At 60.2% G+C, this 23729-nt stretch carries 15 protein-coding genes; 11 read left to right on the top strand and 4 right to left on the bottom strand.

Annotated elements, in window-relative coordinates:
* The first annotated feature begins 22 nt into the window (after positions 1–22).
* The 9 genes from PQU94_RS03290 (at position 23) to PQU94_RS03250 (ending at position 17178) form a co-directional block, all read left to right on the top strand.
* Complete coding sequence (locus PQU94_RS03290) at positions 23–1528, top strand: phosphomannomutase/phosphoglucomutase (protein ID WP_272740073.1); 1506 nt, start codon at positions 23–25, stop codon at positions 1526–1528.
* Positions 1529–1918: 390 nt separating this feature from the next.
* On the top strand, positions 1919–4906 hold the full coding sequence (locus tag PQU94_RS03285; RefSeq protein ID WP_272740072.1) for a TonB-dependent receptor domain-containing protein: 2988 nt from the start codon (positions 1919–1921) through the stop codon (positions 4904–4906).
* Positions 4907–5017: 111 nt separating this feature from the next.
* Complete coding sequence (locus PQU94_RS03280) at positions 5018–7291, top strand: S9 family peptidase (RefSeq protein WP_272740071.1); 2274 nt, start codon at positions 5018–5020, stop codon at positions 7289–7291.
* A gap of 341 nt (positions 7292–7632) precedes the next feature.
* Positions 7633–10401, top strand: coding sequence for a DUF5695 domain-containing protein (locus PQU94_RS03275; RefSeq protein WP_272740070.1), 2769 nt, complete (start codon positions 7633–7635; stop codon positions 10399–10401).
* Between the two features lie 16 nt (positions 10402–10417).
* Positions 10418–12814: a glycoside hydrolase family 127 protein gene (locus PQU94_RS03270; protein ID WP_272740069.1), complete on the top strand. Its 2397-nt coding sequence runs from the start codon at positions 10418–10420 to the stop codon at positions 12812–12814.
* A gap of 9 nt (positions 12815–12823) precedes the next feature.
* Positions 12824–14422, top strand: coding sequence for a family 43 glycosylhydrolase (locus PQU94_RS03265; RefSeq protein ID WP_272740068.1), 1599 nt, complete (start codon positions 12824–12826; stop codon positions 14420–14422).
* 32 nt (positions 14423–14454) lie between these two features.
* The gene (locus PQU94_RS03260) at positions 14455–14808 is read left to right on the top strand and encodes a DUF2946 family protein (protein WP_272740067.1); all 354 of its coding nucleotides are present in this window, start codon (positions 14455–14457) and stop codon (positions 14806–14808) included.
* Positions 14809–14870: 62 nt separating this feature from the next.
* Entirely contained in the window at positions 14871–16502 is a 1632-nt protein-coding gene (locus PQU94_RS03255; RefSeq protein ID WP_272740066.1) for a multicopper oxidase domain-containing protein, read from the top strand.
* Positions 16489–17178, top strand: a complete 690-nt coding sequence (locus PQU94_RS03250) for a copper resistance protein B (RefSeq protein WP_272740065.1) — start codon at positions 16489–16491, stop codon at positions 17176–17178. The genes PQU94_RS03255 and PQU94_RS03250 overlap by 14 nt, the downstream gene beginning before the upstream one ends.
* A 192-nt stretch (positions 17179–17370) precedes the next feature.
* On the opposite strand, the gene PQU94_RS03245 is transcribed toward PQU94_RS03250, so the two are convergent.
* The 3 genes from PQU94_RS03245 to PQU94_RS03235 all read right to left on the bottom strand — a co-directional run bounded on the left by PQU94_RS03245 (position 17371) and on the right by PQU94_RS03235 (position 20982).
* The gene (locus PQU94_RS03245) at positions 17371–18585 is read right to left on the bottom strand and encodes an alginate export family protein (RefSeq protein WP_272740064.1); all 1215 of its coding nucleotides are present in this window, start codon (positions 18583–18585) and stop codon (positions 17371–17373) included.
* Positions 18586–18703: 118 nt separating this feature from the next.
* Positions 18704–19693 carry a LacI family DNA-binding transcriptional regulator gene (locus PQU94_RS03240; protein WP_272740063.1) on the bottom strand — a complete coding sequence of 330 codons (990 nt, stop codon included), beginning with the start codon at positions 19691–19693 and terminating at the stop codon, positions 18704–18706.
* A gap of 2 nt (positions 19694–19695) precedes the next feature.
* Positions 19696–20982 carry an MFS transporter gene (locus PQU94_RS03235; protein ID WP_272740062.1) on the bottom strand — a complete coding sequence of 429 codons (1287 nt, stop codon included), beginning with the start codon at positions 20980–20982 and terminating at the stop codon, positions 19696–19698.
* Positions 20983–21133: 151 nt separating this feature from the next.
* On the opposite strand from PQU94_RS03235, the gene PQU94_RS03230 reads away from it, so the two are divergent.
* Positions 21134–21583, top strand: coding sequence for a hypothetical protein (locus tag PQU94_RS03230; protein ID WP_272740061.1), 450 nt, complete (start codon positions 21134–21136; stop codon positions 21581–21583).
* Positions 21584–21635: 52 nt separating this feature from the next.
* On the opposite strand, the gene PQU94_RS03225 is transcribed toward PQU94_RS03230, so the two are convergent.
* Positions 21636–22403: a response regulator gene (locus PQU94_RS03225; RefSeq protein ID WP_272740060.1), complete on the bottom strand. Its 768-nt coding sequence runs from the start codon at positions 22401–22403 to the stop codon at positions 21636–21638.
* A gap of 368 nt (positions 22404–22771) precedes the next feature.
* On the opposite strand from PQU94_RS03225, the gene PQU94_RS03220 reads away from it, so the two are divergent.
* A complete protein-coding gene (locus PQU94_RS03220) occupies positions 22772–23599 on the top strand; it encodes a flagellin (RefSeq protein ID WP_272740059.1) in 828 nt (275 codons plus the stop codon).
* The last annotated feature ends 130 nt before the right edge of the window (positions 23600–23729 follow it).

The raw sequence follows: 23729 nt of genomic DNA, 5'->3' as shown, positions 1-23729 counted from the left end.
ACGATACGCACGAGATATAGCAATGACCGTCCTTCTCCCCCGCACGGACCTGGTTCCCAACACCTACGAATTCGAAACCGAGGCCTTCGTCAAGACGACCGGCTTCCGCGAATATGATGCTCGCTGGCTGTTCGGCAAGGAAATAAATCTTCTCGGTATTCAGGCCCTAGGGCTGGGTCTGGGCACCTATGTGCAGGAACGCGACGTGAAGCCGCGCATCGTCGTCGGCCACGACTTCCGTTCCTACTCGATCAATATCAAGAACGCGCTGATTATCGGCCTGGTTCAGGCGGGGTGCGAAGTGCTGGACATCGGCTTGTGCCTGTCGCCCATCGCCTATTTTGCGCAGTTTGACCTTGATGCGCCCTGCGTGGCAATGGTGACGGCTTCGCACAACGAAAACGGCTGGACCGGCGTGAAGATGGGCTGCCAGGCCCCGCTGACCTTCGGTCCGGACGAAATGACGCGCCTGAAGGAAATTGTCATGACCGGCACCGGCGTCACCCGTCCTGGTGGTACGCTGGAACTGGTCAAGGGCGTTCAGGAGCGCTATCTGGCCGACGTGGCGTCCAAGGCGCAGTTGAAGCGCAAGCTGAAGGTTGTGTGTGCGTGTGGTAACGGCACGGCGGGTGCGTTCGCGCCGCAGGCCCTGCGCGCTATGGGCGCGGAAGTGATCGAGATGGACTGCGATCTCGACGCCACCTTCCCGAAATACAATCCCAACCCCGAAGACCACGAAATGCTGGTCGAAATGGCCAAGGCGGTGAAACAACACGGTGCCGATCTGGCACTGGGCTTTGATGGGGACGGCGACCGGTGTGGCGTCGTGGACAATACGGGTGAGGAAATCTTTGCTGACAAGATCGGCCTTCTGCTGGCGCGCGACCTGTCGGACATCTATCCCAATGCCACCTTTATCGTCGATGTGAAGTCCACGGGGCTCTACAAGACCGATGAAATCCTGAAGAAAAACGGCGCGACGACGGTGTACTGGAAGACCGGCCACTCCTACATCAAGCGCAAGACGTCCGAACTGAACGCGCTGGCAGGCTTCGAGAAGTCGGGACACTTCTTCCTCAACAAGCCCATCGGCCTCGGCTATGACGATGGTCTGGTGGCGGCTGCGGCGGTTCTGGCCATGCTGGACCGCAATCCGGATAAGTCGTTGAGCGATCTGAAAGACTCGCTGCCGGTCGCCTACACCTCGCTGACCATGTCGCCCAAGTGCGGCGATGAGGTGAAGTATGAGGTTCTGGAAAAGATTGTGCAGGAATATGTCGATCTGCACGCGGCGGGTGGTGAAATTCTCGGCCGCAAGATCGTTGAAGTGATTACGGTCAACGGCGCCCGCGTGCACCTTGAGGACGGATCGTGGGTGCTGGTGCGTGCGTCCTCCAACAAGCCGGAACTGGTGGTGGTGGTCGAGTCGCTGCGCTCGGCAGACGACATGCGCGACCTGTTCCGTAAAGAGATCAAGCCGCGCCTGGCCAATCACCCGGAGGTGGGGGCCTTCAATCAGGAAATCTAAAGGCTTCGACGACAGGCGGCACTTAAGCAGCCTTATTAAATCAGGGAGCGTCTTCGTGACGCTCCCTTTTTTCGTTTATCGGCGGTCATTTGCCGATAGCGCTACCATACAGATTTCCCGATATAATCAGACATAATTGGCGCGCGGTAAAAAATTTATAGTGGGTTAATTCGCCTGTGAAATGGAGCGCCAGAGAAATATAACTGAACAAAAATAGATATTTACCCCAATATTCGTTTCTCTGGATACGAATATTTATGACATATGTGTCATAATAAACACGCATATGGAATTGTTTTTCGCTCCCCTTTTTTCGTATGAAATATATCGTATAACATATTTGACAGACTTTTGTCGGATGTGTGTCAGATCGTATTCAGGGGAGTTATTATGCAAATTCGTAAACACCGCCGCTCGGCTATGTTGGCCTTTACCGGCCTGATCAGCCTGGCCGTCGCTGTCCCGGCCCTGGCTCAGCAGGCCAAAGAGGACGAGACCAAGGTTAAGGATAAGAGCGAGATTGAGACGGTTGTGGTGACCGGCACGCGCATCAAGCGTCCAAATCTGACCAGCAACAGTCCGATTACGGTCATTGACTCTGAATATTTGCAAAATCGCGGTCTGGGGCGTATCGAAGACGCTATCAGCACCCTGCCTCAGGTCCATCCGATGATGGGTATGAAGACGTCCGGGGAAACGGTGGGGGCACACGAAATCAATATGCGCCGTCTGGGCGCCGGCCGCACCCTGACCCTGATCAACGGGGTGCGCACGATTAACGATGTGGGGACGATCCCCGGTTCACTTATTGAGCGCGTCGATATTCTGACCGGCGGGGCGTCGGCGGTTTACGGTTCTGACGCCATTGGCGGCGTCGTCAACTTCATCACCAAGACGCGCTTTAACGGTGTGACGGTCGATGCCGAAGTCTCCGCACAGCAGCACGAAAACGATAACCAGTTTATGCTGGATCTGTTGCAAAAGCGTGGATACGCCACCCCCAAGAAGACCTTCTTCGGGGGCGAGCAGTATTATTTCAACGTCACGGCTGGCACGGACTTTAATCAGGGCAAGGGCAATATCTCAGGGTTTCTGGGCTATAAGGAAACCACCCCGATCCAATGGTCCGAAATTGACCACGCGGCCTGCCGCCTGAACATGAACCAGCAGTCGGGTTACGGCAACTATACGCCGCCGACGCAGCTCAAGAACGATACGTTCGACTGTAATTTCACCGAATACCGTCCTTACGGCTGGTTCAGCGTCAACGGCTCGGAGTACCAGCTGGCCAAGGACGGCTCCAAAACCTGGGTGCCGTTCAACGAGAACGACCTTCAGCGGGCGCCCATTGAAGACTATATGCAGCGCTCCGATCAGGTGTATCGCGGCGGTCTGTTCTTCAATTACAAGTTTTCGGAACGCCTGAAACTCAACCTGAATGTTCTCTATACCGAGAACGAGACAAAAAGTCAGGCACGGCGCATCCCCGTGGACTATGTCGAGGTCGAGGTGCAATGCGCCAACTCGCTTCTGAGCGCGCAGCAAAGATCCCTGCTTTGCCCGACAACGGGTGGGGTCACCCCGACGACCGGGATGCTCTATACCGCCATCTGGCGGCCGCAGGCCGATCAGGATTTCTCTTTCGGTGCCAGGACGCTGAATGCGCAGTTGGGCATCAGCGGGCGTTTTTCCGACGAGTTGAACTATAATGTCAGCTATGCGCGCTATACCCGCGATGACGTTTACGAATCCAACCACATCTTCATCGGCAATTTCCAGAACCGCGTGGCCGAGGGGATCGAAGGGGTAGGGGCTTCGGGGACCTGTGCGCCCCCGAGCGGCAGCACCAATACCCAATGCGTCCCCGGCAATATCTATAGCTACGACGGCAAGGGGCTGGGCGACGCCGCTTACGCCTATTACGACGAAGCCGGTCAAACCAAGACCACGCGCGAGAACGAAATCTTCGTGGCGACCATTTCCGGCGAGCTGGGCAAGTTCGGGCTGAAAAGTCCGTGGGCCAATGACCCCGTGGCCTACGCCCTGTCGGGTGAATACCGTAAGGATACCGTGACCACGGGCGGCACCGGCGGCTATAGCTGGTTTGTGGCCTATACCGGCACGCAGGACGTCAAGGAGGCGGCGGTCGAAATCGACATCCCGCTAATTCAGGACAAGCCCTTTATCCGCGACCTGACCCTGAACGGGGGCTACCGCCTGTCCGACTATTCGACGCACGACCGCGTTGTCAAAACCTGGAAGGCGGAACTGAGCTGGCAACCCACGAACGATGTGCGCTTCCGCGCAAGCGTCAATGAGGCCTTCCGCGTGGCGGAAAAGGAACGGCTGGAAGGGATACACGAATATCCCGACTCGCGTTTCCTTGACTTTTGTGCCCCGCCGGCCGCCGGTTCGGTCTATACCCGCTATACCTACGAACAATGCTCGATCAATATGACTCAGGCGCAGTACAACGCTCTGACCAATGATCCGGGCTACCGCTGTGATACAGCGGGCTTCTGTAATACGGGTACGCTGGTCAATGGCGGGCGTCAGGACCTGAAGCCGGAAACGGCGCGCAGCTATACGGCGGGTGTGGTTTTCCGTCCCACCTTCTGGCGTGACTTCACGGCGACGGCGGACTGGTACAGCATCGACATCACCAATGCCTTTGAATGGGTGCGCGCCGATCAGATATTCACCCAGTGCTACGATAACAAGATCACCACCTACTGCGATCTCTACAAGCGTAACGCCACATCGGGACGCATCGAGACTGTGGATGCGCGTTGGGTCAATGCCGGTATGACCAAGACCAAGGGCGTGGACATCAGCGCCAACTATACCCTGCGTCTGCCGGAAGGCATCAATGGCGTGAAGGTCGGCAGCTTCAGCTTCGGCCTGAACGGGACGCGGACGCTGTCGAACCAACGCAAGTACATCGCCTCTGCGCCGACCATTTCCTGCGTTGGTTACTTCGGTTCGACCTGCGGTGATCCGTGGACCAAGTGGCGTCACACCGCCACCCTCAACTGGCTGACGCCGTGGGAAGATATTTCCGTGGGTCTGAACTGGCGCTATGTCGGCGAAACCAAGAACGATCGCCTGTCGCCGGACAAGGCGCTGGCGGCTAAGCCGAACCCCGGCAATACCAACCTCTTCCCGTTGGCCGAGAAGATGCCGGCCCGCAGCTATTTCGATCTGGCGGTGCGCGTGCCGGTGACCAGGAAGGTCGAAGTACGCTTCAATGTTCAGAACCTTCTGGACACCGAACCGCCGCTGCTCGGTGAACCGATTGGCAACACCTTCAACACCTACCCGTCCTTCTATGATGCGCTGGGTCGCACCCTGCGCGTGGGCATGACGGCGAAGTTCTAACCTTATGACGCGCGAGCGGCCAAAACACCGCTCGCGTTCGTTCACCAACAGTCTGCAAGCGGCCGGTAGTCTCTATCGGTCGCTTTTCTTCCGCTTAGCAGGTTACAACCGATGAAGCCGCTTGTGCTGGCCCTGTGCCTTCCTCTCCTGTCCCTTTCCACCGCCACGCTGGCGCAAACGCCGGTAGCTGTCGCGCCGTCCGCCTTTGATGCGCTGGCGGCCAGGGCCGACCGGTATTTGCCGGGTAATATCAACAGCCTGATCACTGATCTTGATGTTCGGGCCCGGTTCACCTCCGATGGCAAGAGCGTCGTCTATCGTCTGGGCGCGAAAGGGCAGGGGCGGCTAATGCTGGCCGATCCCGTGACCGCAACAGGCCGCGAACTGGCGACAGAAGCCGCCCTGACGCCGTTACTGGTGGCACAAGGGGCCAAGATAGACGGCGTGGCGGACATGCGGCCCCTCGATTTCGACCCTGCGAAGGGGACGTTGCGCCTTTCCGCCGCCGGGCGTGAATGGACGCTGGACACGGCGTCTGGCAAGGTGACGGCTGTCGAGCCGGCACCGAAAGTCGCGGGTGTTGTCTCTCCGGACGGCAAGTCGCGCGTCATTGCCCGCAACTATAATCTGTGGTTGGTCGATACAGCCACAGGGCGCGAAACACCGCTGACCTCGGATGGGAATTACGACCGTCGCTACGGTCAGAACTACCCCATGCTGGGGGCCATGGCCGCCGCCAATTCCGAAACCCCGGAGATGAGCGTATCCGCTCAATGGACCGGCGATTCCAAACGTCTTCTGACCTACCGGCTGGATCGTAATGGCAGCTATATCTGGCACGCCGTGCAACAAAACCCGCCCGGCAGCCGGTTCCCGCGCGAATTCAGCTACGTCTATCCCACCGCCGGGGCCAAGGACATCCCGCAACTGCATCCGGTCGTCATAGATATCGAAGCGACGCGGGCACAAAAGCCGGCCCTCAGCCTGCCGAATGTACCGGCTCAGTCGCTGTTATGGCCCGGTGATCCGTTGCTCTATTGGGACGAAGCCGGTCACATCATCTATGAGTGGCAGGCGCGCGGCTATAGCGAAATCGCGCTCTACGAAGCCGATCCGGAAACCGGCAAGGCGCAGGTGCGGGTGCGCGAGGCGTTGAAACCCAATGTCGCCGTCACCTCCAGCGCGCTGAGAAACGCACCGGAATGGGGCGGCTATCTGGCTATTTCCGAACGCAGCGACTGGGCGCAGCTTTATCTGATCAAACGCGGCGAAGACCCGAACGGTGGCAAGGCCATTACCCGCGGCAACTGGGAAGTCCTGACGATCGAACACATCACGAAGGACGGCCCCGCCTTGATCACCGGCATTGGTCGCGAAGCGGGCGTAAACCCCTATTTCAAAAGCCTCTATCGCGTCACAATGGACGGCAGGATCAGCAACCTCACCCCTGAGCCGCTCGATCACGAGGTCAAGGTCTCCGACGACGGTCAATGGTTCATAGACCGCATGTCCTCACCGACGGTCCCGACACGCACCCTGCTGCGCCGCACCTCAGACGGGCAGATCGTACTGGAACTGGGCAAGGCTGATCCGTCGGCCCTGCTGGCCACGGGGTTCACGCCGCCGGAACCGTTCGAGACTTTGGCGGATGACGGCAAGACGAAGCTGTACGGCATGATCCACCGCCCGGCCTATTTCGATCCGTCAACGACCTATCCGGTCATCGAGAACGTCTATACCGGGCCAACCACGCACCGGTTCGGTGAGTCCTATGAGGACAATATGATCGCCGGGACCAATGCGCTGGCGCAGTTCGGGGCCATTGTGGTGACGATCGACGGGCGCGGCACGTCCCAGCGCGGCAAGGCCTTCCGCTCATCGGCCTGGCAGAATCTGGGTGAGGTCGGACTGGACGACCATATCTGGGTGCTGAAGGCCATGAAGGCGAAATATGCCTATTTCGACCTTGACCGGGTAGGGGTCTATGGCGGTTCGGCCGGGGGCTATGACACCGCGCGCTTCATCCTGCGCCGTCCGGAATTTTACAAGGTCGGCGTGGCCTCTTCGGGCAATCACGACCTGAGGCTGGACAAGGCGTGGTGGCCGGAGGTCAATATGGGCAATGCCGACGACGCCACGTGGGAGCGCAACTCCAACATGTCGGTGGCTGCCCACCTCAAGGGTAAGCTGATGCTGATCCACGGCGATATCGACGACAACGTGCCCGTGGTCGCGTCGCTACGCCTGTCGGACGCCCTGATCAAGGCCGGAAAGCCGCATGAGCTGGTCATCCTGCCCAACACCAACCACGCGGTCATGCAGCCCTTTTACTGGCGCAAGCTGAGCGGCTATTTCTACGAAAACCTGATCTCCAAGGCGGAATAATTGTACAATAACTCCGACAATTATTTTGGACAATCGTATATTTTATATTTGACCGTGCGCGCAAAGCGAGGTTAGATTTTGGCGGGTAGACGGCTCTCAATTCCGGTGATGAGCGGTCTGCCTGTCTGGCTGAGGTCTCTGATGGCAGTATTGACTTCCTCCGGGTTGTCAGGGCTCTCCAGACCCTGGATGTCCACCGGCTCCCGTCCCTGGCGAGGCGGTGGACACCCCTTTTCACGGGCAGTGACGGCCAGCCGCTTATCATGTGTCGCGTCCTGCAACGAAAAATAACCCTGAGTATCTTTCGCAAGTATAACCCCTTTCACCCGACGGAGTGAACCATGACGCCATCCGCCGTTTCGACACTCACCCGCCGCGCCAGCCTGACGGCCATGGCCGCGGCACTGGCCGCGCCCACTCTGGCGCAGGCCGCTGAAACGGGTGGCTTTGCGTGGAACAGCGCCGAGGCGCAGACCACGGTCCACGAAACGCCGGATTTTCATATCGAGCTTCAGGAAACCTCTCAGACCCTCGTCTCGTTGGCCCCCAAGGGTGTAGGGGGTGGCTTCGACTTCGCCCCGCGGCACCGTTTCACCCAGCGTCTGGGCGATGGGTGCTACCGTCTGGGGGATATCGACCTGCGCGTGCGCGTCGAAGATGACGAGACGTGGCGCGACCATTCGACGGCCTATCGCCGCGTGAAGGTCAGGGCCCTGCCAAAACCGAATGGTGCTTTGGCCTCAGCGGACATTACCGCCAGCCTCGGTGCGGATATGCCGCTGAAGGTGGTGCGGACGTGGAGCGTGTCTGGGGGCAAGCTGGTCCTGAGCTTTACCCTGACGAACCCCACCCAAAAGACGATTGAGGTCGGCGGGCTGGGCATGGCCATGGTCTTTGACAATATCATCAGCGGGCGTCACCTCGATGAGGCCCACGATGTCGCCTCCTTCTATGATCCATATGTCGGCCTGAATGCCGGCTATCTTCAGGTCAACCGTCTTAACGGGCAGGGGCCGTCCCTGCTGGTTCTGCCCGCCAGCGATACGGCGAAGTTCGAGCTGTACAAGCCGATCCTCAACACGCGCGACGCCGACAAAAAGCCGGCCATTTACAGCGATATCGAACCGCGCAACATGACGTTCGAAGGCTTCTACAGCTGGATGACGCACGCCAAGGGCTTTGCCGACAGCGAATGGAAGGGCGTCGAACAGTGGAACACGCCCACGTCTCTGATGTTGAGGCCGGGGCAATCGACCCGTGTGGCGCTGAAATTCGTGCTGTCGCCCTCGATCCGAGAGATCGAGCCGACCCTGATCAAACAGGGTCGTCCGGTCGCCGTCGGTATTCCCGGCTATGTCGTGCCGACCGACCTGCCCGCCGACCTCTTTGTCCATGCCCCCAAGCCGGTCAAAGCCTTCGCCGTGCATCCGCAAGGCGCGCTGGAGGTCACGCCTGCGGGCGATATCAGAGGCGGCTGGCTGAAATTCAGCGTGGCGGGCAAGACGCTGGGCCGCGCGCGCCTGACTCTGACCTATGCCGGCGGCACACAGCAGACCGTCCATTACAAGGTGACCAAGCCGCAAGCCGAGGCCGTGGGCGATATGGGGCACTTTCTGACCACCAAGCAGTGGTACGAAAACCCGGATGATCCGTTCAAGCGTTCGCCGTCGATCCTGATTTACGACCGCGAAAAACAGGCGCTGGTGCTTCAGGACAATCGCGTTTGGGTGTCGGGCCTGTCGGACGAAGGCGGGGCCGGGGCGTGGCTGGCGGCCATCATGAAGCAGCTCGACAATCCGAAGCCCGAAGAGGTGCAAAAGTTCGAGCGCTTCGCCAACACCACCCTGTGGGGGCAAATCCAGACGCCGGACGGGCCCGATAAGTACGGCGTGCGCAAATCGCTGATGTTCTATGACCCCGAAGGGATGCCCAAGGGCACCTATGATGCGTCTCTGAACTGGAAGGTTTGGTCGGCCTGGGACCGTAAGCACGCTGCCGATCTGGGGCGGTCCTACAACTATCCGCATCCGGCCGCCGCGTGGTGGACGCTGTATCGCCTCGGCCGCTACCACACGGACATGACGGCGGGCGAAACCTGGCAGACCTATCTGACGCGGGCAGCCGAAACCATCAAGGCCATGATGAGCAAAGCCCCCTACTATACGCAGTTCGGGCAGATGGAAGGCGATGTCTTCCTCTACATCCTGCTCGATCTGAAACGGGAAGGCTGGACCGAACTGGCCGCAGAGGTCGAGGCGTTGATGAAAGGCCGCGTCGAAATCTGGAAGACGCTGAAATATCCGTTCGGCTCGGAAATGCCGTGGGATTCCACCGGTCAGGCCGAAGTTTATATGTGGATGCGCTACTTCGGCCATCAGGATAAGGCCGATGTCACGCGCGAAGTCATCATGGCCTATGACCCGGCCATCCCGCACTGGGGCTATAACGGCTCGGCGCGACGCTTCTGGGACTTCCTCTATGCCGGCAAGCTGTCGCGGATTGAGCGTCAGTTGCACCATTACGGCTCGTCGCTCAATGCCGTACCGCTGTTCGACGCCTACCGCGAAACGCCGGATGACCTCTACATGCTGCGCGTCGCCTATGGCGGACTGATGGGCTCGCTGACCAATATCGACGCAGAGGGTTTTGCCTCGGCGGCCTTCCATTCCTTCCCGGACGCCATGAAGTGGGACGCCATCAATGGCGACTATGGCATGAGCTTCTTCGGTCACGCCGTGACCTCGGCCTCGTATCTGGTCAAACACCCGGTGTTCGGCTGGACCGGCTTTGGCGGCGTAGTCAAAACGTCCGATGGCGTGATCCGCCTTGCGCCGAAGGACAGCGCCCGCCGTCGCGTCTTTATCGCCCCGGCGGGTCTGTGGATCACGCTGGATGCGGGTAAGATCGCGGAGGTCGCCTATGACAGCGTCAGCGGCAAGGTGCACCTGACTTTGGGCGCTGCCGACGCCCAGACGCCCGTCGCCTACGTGAATTTTGAAACCACGGTGAAGGGGGCCAGGCCCTATAGCCTCAAGGCCGATAAGGCTCTGGGCGCCTATGCGGTGCCGCTGAAAGCCGAACCCGTCACTATAGACCTGATCCGCGCCTGACACAGGGAAACGCCAGATGATCCGCACGACCTTTCAAACCGATCGCCGCGCCCTGCTCTGCGGGGCCGGGGCCCTGACGCTTCTGACCGCCATCGGCGGCCCGGCCGTAGCCTCAGCCCCCATCGTCGCTACGCCCATCCCGCTGACTCAGGTGCGCCTGCTGCCATCGCCCTTCCTTGACGCTGTAGAGGCCAACCGACGCTACCTGCTGTTCCTGTCGCCCGACCGCTTCCTGCACAATTATCACAAGTTCGCCGGTCTGCCGGTGAAGGGTGAGATTTACGGCGGCTGGGAATCCGACACCATCGCCGGCGAAGGGCTGGGGCACTATCTGTCGGCCCTGTCGCTGATGCACGCCCAGACGGGTGATGCCGAATGTGTGACCCGCATCCACTACATTATTTCCGAACTCGAAAAGGTGCAGGCGGCGCAGGGCGACGGCTATGCGGCTGGCTTTATGCGCAAGCGTAAGGACGGCTCTATCGTCGATGGCAAGGAAATCTTCCCCGAAATCATGGCGGGCGATATCCGCTCGGCGGGCTTCGATCTCAATGGCTGCTGGGTGCCCTTCTATAACTGGCACAAGCTGTTTGCCGGGCTTCTGGACGCGCAGGCCTATTGCGGTATCGACCGCGGCATCCCGGTGGCCGAAAAGCTGGGCGGCTATATCGAAAAGGTCTTTGCGGCGCTGGACGACGCCCAGACGCAGAAGGTGCTCGATTGCGAACACGGCGGCATCAATGAGAGCTTCGCCGAACTCTATAGCCGCACGAACAATCCGCGCTGGCTGAAACTGTCGGAGCGGCTCTATCATCACCGGATGCTCGACCCGCTGGCGGCCCGTGAAGACAAGCTGGCCAACAACCACGCCAATACGCAGGTGCCAAAGCTGATCGGTCTGGCGCGCCTTTATGAGCTGACGCAGAAGCCGCAGTATCAGACCGCTTCCAGCTTCTTCTGGGAGCGCGTCGTCAACCACCACAGCTTCGTCATTGGCGGCAATGCCGACCGGGAATATTTCTTCGAGCCGGACACCATCTCGGCCCATATCACCGAGCAGACCTGCGAAAGCTGCAACACCTACAATATGCTCAAGCTGACGCGCCACCTGTATAGCTGGTCGCCGAAGGCGGCGTGGTTCGACTATTACGAGCGTGCGCACCTCAATCACATGCTGGCGCATCAGAACCCGAAAACCGGCATGTTCACCTATATGATGCCGCTGATGTCGGGCATGGCGCGCGGTTTCTCGGATGAGGAAAACTCCTTCTGGTGCTGTGTCCTGTCGGGGATTGAAACCCATTCCAAGCATGGGGATTCGATCTACTGGCAGCAGGACAAGACGCTGTTCATCAACCTGTTTATCCCGTCAAAGGTCAACTGGGCGGAGCAAAAAGCGGCGTTCGAACTGACCACCAAATACCCCTATGAGGGGCAGGTGGCGCTGAAACTGAGCCAGCTTTCGGGCACGAAGACCTTCACCGTGGCCGTGCGTATCCCGGGCTGGGCCAAATCCTCAACCTTACGCGTCAATGGCAAGCCGGCCCTGGCCAGGATGAACGACGGCTATGCCCTGATCACCCGCAAATGGCGCGCGGGCGACGTGGTGACGCTCGACCTGCCGCTGGACCTGCGTTTTGAGACCGCAGCGGGTGATGACAAGGTCGTGGCCCTGCTGCGCGGCCCGATGGTGCTCGCTGCCGATCTGGGGCCAGCGGATCAGCCGTGGGAAGGCGATGCGCCGGCACTGGTCGGTTCCGACCTGATCGGCAGCTTCCAACCCGTCTCGGCGACCGAAGCGGTATATGTATCCAAAGGCTCAGGACGTCCGGGGGATATGACTTTCCGTCCTTTCTATGCGCAGTACGAACGCCGCACAGCGGTCTATTTCAACCGCTACAGCGACGCGGAATGGGCGCAGGCTCAGGTCGCCTATCGCGCCGAACAGGCCCGTTTGAAAGACATCGCCAACCGTTCGGTCGATGTCATGCATCTGGGCGAAATGCAGCCCGAGCGCGACCACAACCTGCAAACCGGCGGCAACTCCTACCCCGTGGTCTATCGCGCCCGCAATGGCCGCGACGCCCGCACAGGGGGCTTCTTCAGCTTTGAGATGAAGACGACCAAGGACGGCAAAAACGATTCTGGCCCGCTGGTGCTTCAGGCGACCTATTGGGGCTCGGAATTCAACCGCAGCTTCACCATCGAGATCGACGGCACGGTCATCGCGCATGAGCGCCTGTCGGGTCGTCAACCGGGCGCGTGGATCGACGTCGATTACCCCATCCCCTATGAGCTGACGCGCGGCAAACAAAAGGTCACGGTCAAGTTCAATCCACAGGAAGGGAAATCCGCCGGTCCGGTCTTTGGGGTGCGCCTGTTTACGACGGCTCCCGTAGCCAAACCGGCCTGAGGCATCCGGATGCGCCCCCTGTCCCTGATCAGCCTGCTGCCGTGGCTGGCCGCCTGTGCGGCGCAGGCCGAGCCCGTCGTCTATGCGCCCAATCCGGCGCTAGAGGCACGCGCGGTCAGTGCCCGCTCAAACCCCATCCTCAAAGACGGGGCTGACTATACGACCGATCCCGCGCCGCTGGTGGCCGGGGGCAGGATGTATATAATTACCGGACGAGATACGGCGGAACCGGGCGTCAATGACTTCATCATGCCCGAATGGCAGATGCTGGTCAGCGATGATCCGCAATCGGGACATTGGACGCATTATCCGCACTTTCTGAAACCGGATGCGGTGTTCAAATGGGCGACGCCAGGCCGCGCCTATGCCCCTCAGATCGTGCAGGGGCCGGATAAGCGCTTCTATCTCTACGCCCCGGTGATGCAGAAGGACTCTACGAACAAGGACGGCTTCGCCATTGGCGTTGCCGTTTCGGATACACCTACCGGGCCGTGGGTCGATGCCCACCCGTCGGGACCGGTCGTGTCGCAATCGTGGCCTGTGCCCAACACCATTCAAAATATCGACCCGACCGTGCTGGTCGATGAGGATGACCGCGTCTATCTCTACTGGGGGACGTTTGGCCGCCTGAAAGGAGTCGAGCTGGAACCCGATATGTTGACGTTCAAAGGCACGCCCATTGATGTCACCAGCCTGACCGGCTTCTTTGAGGCCGCGTGGATTTTCAAACGCAAGGGCACCTACTACATGGCCTATGCCGGGAACAGGGCAGGGCCCAATTCCGAGTGCACCGAGGCCGTCTATTACGCCTGCATCGCCTATGGCACAGCGCCTTCGCCGCTGGGACCCTGGACCTATCGCGGCGTCCTGCTCGATCCAGTGTCCTCGACCACCTCGCATTCAGGCCTTATCGCCTTTAAGGACAAGTGGTACATCGCCTATCATACGGCGGATGCCAAAGGCGGGGGGCATTTCCGTCGCTCGGTGGCGCTGGATGAGGTGCGATGGGACGACAGCGTGTCACCACCGCGTCCCCAAAAGGTCGTCCCGACGGGCGGCGCGCCCTTTGACGCCACGCCCATTCGCAATATTGCCTCGCACGCCCGCATCACCGCCTCCAATGCCCCGGTGCCGGTGCAGTACTGGCTGCGCGCCCTCAATGACGGCAAGGTGCACATAGCCCCCCTGCCGCCCGACATGTGGGCCACCTGGTCGCCGAACAATCCGAAGCAGCAATGGGTGCTGTATCAGTGGGATCAGCCGGTGACGCTGAATGGGGCCAGCCTCTACTTCTGGGGCGATCAGCCGGCAGGGTCCGGTGTCGGCGTCGCACCGCCAAAGGACTGGCATCTGGAATATCGTGACGGAGAAACGTGGAAACCCGTCAAAGCCACGACGGCCTACAGAAGTCGTCTCAACGCCTATAATCCTGTCTCGTTTGCGCCGGTAACCACCCGTTGTCTGCGCGCCGTGTTCGACGCTTCGACCGATGGCAAGACCTATGCCGCCGTGGCGGCGCAGGAGTGGCAGGCCCTGGCCGTGACCCCGCAGGCTCCGCTCAAGGCCTCGGTCAAAGGTTCGGCGTCCCCCGATTGCGCCGAGCGATAGGCAAGCACGCGAATTCCTGCTAAGGAGAGCGCATGTGGAAGCGACTGAGCCGTATTGCCGGATTGCTGGCCTTCGTCCTGGTGACGATGGCGGGCCCGGTCATGGCGCAAGCGCAAAACGCCAGCGTTGCCGAGCCCATGCCCTGTCACGAGATGAAGATGGGTGAACAGGCAGCGCCGCACGACAAACACCCTGTCGAAACGTCGCACCACGATTGCGGCAGCGCCTGTCAGTGTCCGGTCAGCCACTGTGCCGCCGGAGCGCTGAGTCTGCCGCCGGTGGCGTCACCGGTGGTCTATGAAGGCCGCATACGTACCGGCTTTGGCAGCGATCAACGGTTGCGCTTTGCCCTCAGCGACGACCTGATGCGCCCGCCGCGCGCCTGAAAACCGGACTCGTATGTCGCCCACAGCGGGCGCGGATCCTCACGTTTTTCAGGAAAACACTCATGAAATCCATGCTTTTGGCGGGTTTCTTCAGCCTGTGCGCCTCTATGGTCCTGGCCGAAACCCGCACCTATGACCTGACTATATCGCAGGTCCAGTCCACCATTGGCGGCAAACCCGTTCCCAAGATCGCCGTCAACGGCACCATTCCCGGCCCCGTCCTGCGTTTCACCGAAGGCGATGAGGCGGTGATCCATGTCACCAACCGCTTGAAAACACCGACCTCGGTCCACTGGCACGGTCTGCTGCTGCCGGGCGTGATGGACGGCGCGCCGGGCTTCAACGGCTTCAAGGGCATAGCCCCCGGTGAGACCTTCACCTATCGTTTCCCGATCCGTCAGTCGGGCACCTACTGGTACCACTCGCATTCGCTGGGGCAGGAGGCGGACGGCCTCTATGCGGGTATTGTCATCGCCCCCAAAACACCGGACCCCATTCAGGCCGACCGCGACTATGTGGTGCTGCTGTCCGACTATCATCAGGACAGCGCCGCACGCATTCAGGCCAATCTGAAAGCGTCATCCGACTATTATCAGTACAAACGCCGCACGGTGGGTGACCTGCTTAAGGACGCGCATGAAAAGGGGCTTGGTAAGGCTCTGAAATCAGCCGGTGAGTGGGGGAAGATGCGTATGCTCCCCACCGACCTGTCTGACGTCACCGGCTACCGTTTTCTGGTCAACGGCCTGACCAATGCCCAGAACTGGACGGGCCTGTTCCGGCCGGGTGAGCGGGTGCGCCTGCGCTTTATCAATGCCTCGGCCATGACGATGTACGATGTGCGGATTCCGGGCCTGAAAATGACGGTCGTGGCCGCCGATGGCCGTCCGGTGGAGCCGGTTGAGGTCGATGAGTTCCGCTTCGGCAATGCCGAAACCTATGATGTCATCGTCACGCCGCGCGAAGACCGTGCCTATACGATTGCGGCTGAGTCACTAGACAGAGAGGGCTTTGCGTTGGGGACGCTGGCCCTGCGTGAAGGGATGACAGGGGACATCCTGACGCATCGCCCGCGTGCCGTGCTCAGGATGGGGGACATGAATATGGATATCATGATGCGCGACGATCCCAATATGGATATGAGCCAGATGGACCACGACAGCGGATGGGCCGACAGCGGCGCGCCCAAAGGGGCCGTGGTGCTCGACTATGCTCAGTTGAAAAGCCTGACGCCTCAGAGTGATACGCGCGCCCCCACGCGCTTTATCAAGGTGGTGCTGGGCGGCAATATGGAGCGCTATATCTGGACGATAAACGGCAAAACCTTCTCCCCCGAAAACGGCATTGAGTTAGGCTATAATGAGCGGGTGCGGCTGATCTACGTCAATGAAACCATGATGGCGCATCCCCTGCATCTGCACGGCATGTTTGTGCAGCTTGAAAACGGACAGGATGCGGATCGCCTGCCGGACAAGCATACGGTGATTGTGCCGCCGGGTCAGACCGTGTCGGTGTTGCTCTCGGCCACCGAGCCCGGTGACTGGCCCTATCACTGCCACCTGATGTTCCATATGCAGTCGGGTATGATGACGACCTTACGCGTCGCTGCACCGGAAGCGGGTTTTGTGCCCCCGGCAGCGCAACCCGCTCCGGACTACACGTCACACGGGGAGGGCCATCATGCACATCATTAAAAAAGTGGTTTGCTTTCTGCTGCTCCCCTCAGCGGCTGTGGCCCAACACGACCATTCGGCCACCTATCACGCCGTATGGCTGGAAACCGCCTACAGCCGGCACGATGGGCAGGACACGGCGCATTGGGACGCCGACGGCTGGGTCGGTGGCGATACGCACAAACTGTGGCTCAAAAGCGAAGGCGAGGTGCGCGACGGCGATAGCGAAGGCGAAGTCTGGGCGCTCTACAGCCGCAATGTCTCGATCTTCTGGGACGCGCAGGTCGGCGTGCGTCACGATTTCGGGGCAGGGGATCGCACCTGGCTGGCGGTGGGCGCCAATGGTCTGGCGCCCTATTTCTTCGAGACCGAGGCGCATCTGCTGCTGGGGGAGGACGGGACCGTCGGCGCGCGGTTGCGGCAGGAAAACGACCTGCTGCTGACCAACCGCCTCATCCTGTCGCCCTCGCTTGAAATCAATGCGGTCAGTCAGGCCGATCCGCAGCACGGCACCGGCTCTGGCCTGACCGATGCAACCGCGGCTCTGCAACTGCGCTATGAGGTCAACCGTCGCTTTGCGCCCTACGTGCAACTTGATCATCAGCGCAAGCTGGGGGACACGGCCAAACGCGCGCGGTCGGCGGGAAAAGAAGATGAAGAGAACCGCGTAAGCATTGGTGTACGCTGGCTATTTTAGAGCGGAATGATTTCTGATGGAATCATTACGCTCAAGCCGCCATTGAGGCGGCGGCCAAGGTGGCAGAGCCCGCACCCGGCGAGGGGCTAAACAAAAATCTAGATCATTATGTTTCTACCAGAAATCATAATGATCTAGAAGAAAAGGCGTCCGGATCGCTCCGGACGCCGCAATTTCACAGGGTTTACAGGACTAGAGCTTGTATTCCAGACCGACCCACACCTTGCGGCGTGAGGCGGGCATGGACGAATCCGCGCGGTCGAAATCGGCGTATTTGACGCTGACCGTCAGGTTCTTGGTCAGAGCCGCTGAGGCCAGCGCGTCCCATTCCTTACCCACAGCCCGGCTGTTACGATCCGTTTTGAAGTCGTGATAGCTGACGGTGAGGGTCGGCTTTTTCAGCGGCCCGATCTGCGTCGGATGCGCGTAGGTCGTCGTGAAATTCAGATCGTTCAGACCATCCGGCAGGACCTTGTTGCCATTGGTCGAAAAGGCATCGGCCCAGCCGCGGATATTGTGCGCGCTACCGATGGGGGTGATGAAGCCGCGCACCCCATTGCCTTCATTCTTCTCGTAGGCCGCGACGACCTTCCAGCGTCCATGATTGACGCCCACCTCGCCATTCACGGCCTTGAGGCTGAAATCGCTGGGATTATTGCCGTGATCGACCTGCTTGGCGATGACACCGGCATAGGTCAGTTTCGTCGTCTTGCTGAGCGGCTTTTCACCGCTGAAACGCAAGCCCGTGGTCAGGGTCGAGTTATAGGCCGAATTCTTGAAATCGAGCGCATAGACAAAGCCTTGAACCTTCAGGGCCGGAGTGGCCGCATAGCCGACATTGAGGAGGTGGCTGTCGGAATCCCAGTCGGCATATTCACCGGCCGTGCGGTTGATCTTGGTCAGATAGGCGTAGGTCGTGGACCACTTGCCTTTTTTGACGTCGAGGCGCACGGCATCAAAGGTCATTTCGTCCTGACGCCAGCCGGAATTGCCGACGAAACGGTTGTCGTCGATCAGGATGCGTTGACGCCCGGCCGTCACCGTCGTTGCGGCATTGGGCGTCCAGGTCAGTTGCAGGCGGTTCAGTTCGGTGACTTCGGGGTCGTTGACGGCGGCATAGGCCGTCTTGCCATTATAACCCGAATTATAGTCGTCCTTCAGAGCGCGGACATCCTCAAATTCGACAAGGATCTTGACCTTGCCGAACTGACCGCTCTCGAAGCCGACGCGGTTGCGCCACGTCAGGCCATCAGCGTCCTTCAGGCCCGCCTGCGAAACGCTTTCGCTGCGCAGACGCGATTCGAGGATGGGCTTGGACTTGGCGAGGGCTTCGGAAAAGCTGTCGGCGTGGGCACCGCCGGCGATACCGGCCAGGGCGAGGGTGCCAAGCGAAACGCGAACAATCATAGACGTACTCCAACTGGCGTGCGCCTTCCGAAACGTATGAACGCGGTCCGGACACAGATGTGCGCACTTTCGATGAAAGTAAGCCTCTCATAAAAATCGTAATTTTTTGCAAACGTCGTTACGGGAGCGTTCGCGTCGATTCCCGCACGATCAGCGTGGTGTCAAAAACGACCCGCGCAGGGGTGCCGGTGTCGCGTTGTAACAGGCGGTCAACGGCCTCATTAGCCATGTCTTCGATGGGCATTTCGACCGTCGTCAGAGCCGGAGCCGAAGTGCCCACCCACGGGGCGTCGCCAAAGCCGATGATCGACAGGTCTTCGGGCACCCTGATGCCGCTGCGCGCGGCGCGCCGGACGATGGCCAGTGCAATCTGGTCTGTGCCGGCGAAAATGGCGGTCACCTCGCGCCGGTCAATGGCCGTCCCCACAGCGGGTTCCAGATCGTCTGAGAAGGTGGTTTCGACGTGAAACACACAGTCGGCGTCAGGGCGTAAGCCCGCGCGGAAGCCTTCGCAGCGTTCAGCCATACTGTTGAGGCTCATCGGGCCGGACACGATACCGACCTTGCGGTGACCGCCCGCCATCAGGTGCGCCGCCGCCTGCTGCCCGCCGCCAAAATAGTCAGCCAGAACGAGTGACAGGCCTGCCGCCTTACGATCCATCACGACCGTCGGCAATTCCGGCGTCAGGGTCTGGGCGTCGAGATCGCGCACAGGGAACCACACCAGCCCATCGGCCCCACGCTCGATCAGGCTGGCTATGGCCTGTTGCTCAAGGCCGATATTGCCTTCGGTATCCGCAATGATGACGTAGTGGCCGCTGGCGCGCGCCCGTCGCATGACGGCTTGCGCCAGGGCGGTGAAGAAGGGATTGGCAAAGTCGGGCAGGATCAGGCCCAACGTCCCCGTGCGGCCGGTACGCACCGCCCGCGCCGACAGGTTCTGGCGATAACCGAGATCGGCAGCGACCCTGAGGATATGGGCGCGCACCTCACTGCCCAGCGAGCCCGTGCCGTTGATGGCATAGGAAGCACTGGCCAGAGACACGTCAGCGGCCCTGGCCACGTCTTTTAGTGTGATGCGTTTCGCGGTGCGCCCCTCATCCGCCATGCTCAGACTGCGTCCTTACCGGAGGCGAAGATGCAGGCCAGCGTGATCAGCGCTGCCAGCAGCAGATAATAGCCGACATAGCTCAGCCCGTAATTGGCCTGAAGCCAGGTGGCGGCATAGGGGGCCAGAGACGCCCCGACAATGCCCGCGAAATTGAAGGTGAGGGAGGCCCCTGTATAGCGAACATTGGCCGGGAAGGGGGCCGCCAGCGCCGTGCCGATCAGGGCATAGGTCATGCCCATCAGGGCCATGGCGGCGACCGAAAAGACGAAGATGCCGCCCTCATTACCCATCAAGGGGGCCAGGGCGAACGAGAAGGCCGCAATCAGCGCCGTGGTCAGGATCAGGATTTCACGGCGGCCAAAGCGCTCCGCCAGCTTGGCCGACAAGGGGATAAACAGACCAAAGGCAATCGAGCCCAGAATCTGCACTTCGAGCGCCTCGACAAACGGGATCTTCAGCACCTTTACATTATAGGAGAGGAGCCACGCGCTGCCGATATAGAAGAGCACAAAGGTGACCAGCGCGACAAAGGTGCCGAGGAACAGCGAGCGCTTATGCCGGCCGAAGATTTCCACCAGCGGCACCTTTACCCGCTCTTCCTTGTCGATGGCCGCCTGAAACTCCGGCGTCTCGGTGATCGACAAACGCACCCACAAACCGACTGCGATCAGGGCCAGCGAGGCGATAAACGGCACGCGCCAGCCCCAGCTCAGCAGGTCTTCCTGCGAGATGAAGTGCAGCAGCACCCAGAAGGCCCCGGACGACAGCAGCAGACCAATGGGCGCCCCCAGTTGCGGGAACATGCCGTACCACGACTGCTTGCCTTCCGGTGCATTTTCGGTGGCCAACAGTACCGCGCCCCCCCATTCGCCGCCCAGACCAAAGCCCTGACCGAAACGACATAGCGACAAAAGGAGCGGGGCCACCACGCCGATCTGCGCATAGCTGGGCAGGCAGCCGATCAGGACCGTGGAAATGCCCATGGTCAGAAGCGCCGCCACCAGCGTCGCCTTGCGCCCGATGCGGTCGCCGAAGTGACCGAACACCATGGCCCCGACGGGACGCGCGAAAAAGGCGATGGAGAAGGTGGCGAAGGATTGCAGCAGGGCGGAGGTCGGGTCGCTGGTCGGAAAGAACAGGGACGGAAACACCAGCACGGCCGCCGTGGCATAGACGTAGAAGTCGAAAAATTCGATGGTCGTGCCGATCAGGCTGGCCAGAAGGACCTGTGCCGGTGAATTGACGGGTTTGTGGCCGGTGATAGCCGCCGAAGAGGCATTGGACATGAACGGAATCCCGAAATCCCTGTGAGGTGTCTTATATGTCCCGCGTAACGCATTTTCCGTCGCAGCGGAAGCCTGACATCGGCAAGACGCCGTATGGCGCGTTTATTTCCCGGCCTTTACAGTCGTGGCGGTAAACAGAAGGAGCCTTTTCATGACGCAGATGTGGAAGCCGGGCCTCAGCCTGATCGCGGTCTCAGCACTGCTGGCGGCCTGTTACGCCGAAACCTCTCAGCCGGACACCGTGGATGAACAGACCCAGAGGGCCGTGGCCGAATCCGCTGCGCCGGTTATACCGCAAAGCGCTTCGGCGGCGGCTTCGACCGCCGCGCAGCCGGGCTATGCCGGGCGCTGGATGGGCGTAGAGGGCACCTTTATGACCATCACGCCTCAGACGGGCAATGCCTATCAGGTGGTGATCACCGATCTGGACGGGCCAAAAACCTATGCGGGGACGCTACAAGCCGACGGTCTGCATATCGAGCGCAATGGCACGCCGCGGGTGATCGTGCCCGGAGACGGCGAGGCGACGGGCATGAAATGGCTGGCGGAAAAATCCGACTGTCTGGTCGTTGCCGCCAACGAAGGCTATTGCCGCGATTAAAAAAAGCGGCTCCGTTTCCGGGGCCGGCTTCTTTTTATGGCTGTGCGGTCTCTTACGAGGCCATCAGCTTGATAGCCGTATTGATCAACTCGACCGGGCGGAACGGTTTCTGGATTTCGGCGTCGGCCCCCGCGGCCATGGCCGCCGAAGTGGCGCGATCCGACGTCACGCGCGCATCCAGCCCGGCGGACATGGCCAGAATCCGCACATTGGGCCAGGTCGATTTGATCACGCGGATGCCCTGAAGCCCGCCCATACCCGGCATGAAGATATCCGAAACGATCAGATCGACGTGGGCGATGTCTTCATTGTCCAGCGCCTCTTCCATGCTGTGGGCGATCGACACGCGGTAGCCGTTGTCAGACAGGGTTTGCGCGGTCAGCGTGGCCACCGTATGGCTGTCGTCGATGACCAGAGCGTGCTTGCGCTTGCGACCTTCGGAGGCGTCGGCCTGCGCCGACTCGACGATGGCGCGCATCTGCTGCCGAGAAAAGGGCTTACGCAGAACGTAATCGACATTGGTGCTGCGCGCCAGTTTCAGCGTACTGTCCACCGATGCGTCGCGCGATCCGGCGGTCATGATGGCAATGGTGGCGTCCAGCGCACGGTCGCGGATTTGCGTGATGTGGTCGAGGCTGTTGTCTTCACCCAGAAAGACATCCACAAAGATCAGGTTGGGCCGCTGTTGCAGCAGCACGTCGTGACATTCGGCCAGGGAGCGCGCGACCACATAGTCCCAGTCTTCGTCCTTGAGCATCCGCCCGACGATATTTGCCTGGGTCATGCTGTCTTCGATAACCAGCGCCAGTCCTTCAGCCATGCTTGCCTCGTTTTGTATGCGCCGCTTACGGCGATAAGGGAATGGCCTACCGAATACACTGTTATTCTTAATAATTACCCCTGTGCGTAAACGGGACGCAAAAAAGAAGCCGCGCGAAACCGCGCGGCTGCAAAGTCAAAACAGGGAGGAAATGCCCCGAAGGGCAACGGTGCAGCGCACCGATACGAATGTCATACAATTGATCAATCGGATATTCAATAGTAAAATATTTTTTCACTGGGAAATGATCACGCTTTTTCCGCAGGGGCGTTAATGGGAAGTTAAATCTCTGAGATCAATCTGTGGTGGAGCCTCAGGCTCCCGTCAGAAAGAAGACTGACGGTCATAGGGTAGGGGACACGCGAAGGGTGAACTCGATCAACACCAATGTCGGGGCCATGCAGGCCTTGCAGAGTCTGAACGCGATCTCCGCAGAGCTGATCGCGACCCAGAATCGTGTCTCGACGGGGTTGCGGGTCGCCAGCGCCAAGGATGACGGCGCCACCTGGGCCATCGCTCAGGGGCAGCGGTCGCAGTTACGATCTCTGGATGTTGTCAAGGACTCCCTGTCGCGCAATGCCTCGGTGATCGACGTGGCCCTGACGGCCGGTGAGTCGATCTCGGACCTGTTGTCGGAGTTGAAGGAAAAGGCGCTGGCGGCGTCGGATACGTCGCTCAATACCACGGCACGCAGGGCGCTCAATGACGACTTTGTCGCCATTCGCAACCAGATTACCACGTCACTGCGCAACGCCAGTTTTAACGGCATCAATCTGCTGGATGGCACGCGGACCTCGATTGCCGCTCTGGCCAATGCCGATGGCCGCGACCCGTTCACCATCATGGCGCAAAACCTGTCGCTGGGCGGCAGCATCATTACGCTGAGCGCCGCCGCCGGGTTTGCCAGCGCCGGTTCGGCCCAGAGTCTGGTGGCGACGCTGGACACCTCGATCCGAAATTTGTCCGGCGCACTGGCGCGTCTGGGGACGTCTTCAAAGGCGCTGGATCGCCACAGCACCTTTATCGGCAAGCTACAGGATACGCTGGAAGCCAGTATCGGACGGCTGGTCGATGCCGACATGGCCAAGGAGAGCAGTAAACTTCAGGCGTTGCAGATCAAACAGCAACTGGCCATCCAGACCCTGGCCATAGCCAACCGTTCACAATCCTATCTGCTGCAATTGTTCGGGCGCTGATACCAGCACGTGCGGCTTGTGCGGTGAGGCGCTCATGGTCGAGATCGCGTAGAACCTCGAACCGCGCCAACTCTTTGTCGCTCATGATGCGAACTGCCATCTTCAGCACCTCCAGCTAAAAAGCTGGAGA

Origin of the sequence: Asticcacaulis currens (assembly GCF_028550395.1) — a bacterium.
Taxonomy (GTDB): Bacteria; Pseudomonadota; Alphaproteobacteria; order Caulobacterales; family Caulobacteraceae; genus Asticcacaulis; species Asticcacaulis currens.
The sequence above is the reverse complement of the archived record's forward strand: the minus strand, read 5'-3'. Positions and strand labels throughout refer to the sequence as shown.

What these genes read in the sequence shown, in the direction of transcription:
- PQU94_RS03290 (WP_272740073.1), top strand. Translation starts at nt 23, where the DNA reads ATGACCGTCCTTCTCCCCCGCACGGACCTGGTTCCCAACACCTACGAA.
- PQU94_RS03285 (WP_272740072.1), top strand. Translation starts at nt 1,919, where the DNA reads ATGCAAATTCGTAAACACCGCCGCTCGGCTATGTTGGCCTTTACCGGC.
- PQU94_RS03280 (WP_272740071.1), top strand. Translation starts at nt 5,018, where the DNA reads ATGAAGCCGCTTGTGCTGGCCCTGTGCCTTCCTCTCCTGTCCCTTTCC.
- PQU94_RS03275 (WP_272740070.1), top strand. Translation starts at nt 7,633, where the DNA reads ATGACGCCATCCGCCGTTTCGACACTCACCCGCCGCGCCAGCCTGACG.
- PQU94_RS03270 (WP_272740069.1), top strand. Translation starts at nt 10,418, where the DNA reads ATGATCCGCACGACCTTTCAAACCGATCGCCGCGCCCTGCTCTGCGGG.
- PQU94_RS03265 (WP_272740068.1), top strand. Translation starts at nt 12,824, where the DNA reads ATGCGCCCCCTGTCCCTGATCAGCCTGCTGCCGTGGCTGGCCGCCTGT.
- PQU94_RS03260 (WP_272740067.1), top strand. Translation starts at nt 14,455, where the DNA reads ATGTGGAAGCGACTGAGCCGTATTGCCGGATTGCTGGCCTTCGTCCTG.
- PQU94_RS03255 (WP_272740066.1), top strand. Translation starts at nt 14,871, where the DNA reads ATGAAATCCATGCTTTTGGCGGGTTTCTTCAGCCTGTGCGCCTCTATG.
- PQU94_RS03250 (WP_272740065.1), top strand. Translation starts at nt 16,489, where the DNA reads ATGCACATCATTAAAAAAGTGGTTTGCTTTCTGCTGCTCCCCTCAGCG.
- PQU94_RS03245 (WP_272740064.1), bottom strand. Translation starts at nt 18,585, where the DNA reads ATGATTGTTCGCGTTTCGCTTGGCACCCTCGCCCTGGCCGGTATCGCC.
- PQU94_RS03240 (WP_272740063.1), bottom strand. Translation starts at nt 19,693, where the DNA reads ATGGCGGATGAGGGGCGCACCGCGAAACGCATCACACTAAAAGACGTG.
- PQU94_RS03235 (WP_272740062.1), bottom strand. Translation starts at nt 20,982, where the DNA reads ATGTCCAATGCCTCTTCGGCGGCTATCACCGGCCACAAACCCGTCAAT.
- PQU94_RS03230 (WP_272740061.1), top strand. Translation starts at nt 21,134, where the DNA reads ATGACGCAGATGTGGAAGCCGGGCCTCAGCCTGATCGCGGTCTCAGCA.
- PQU94_RS03225 (WP_272740060.1), bottom strand. Translation starts at nt 22,403, where the DNA reads ATGGCTGAAGGACTGGCGCTGGTTATCGAAGACAGCATGACCCAGGCA.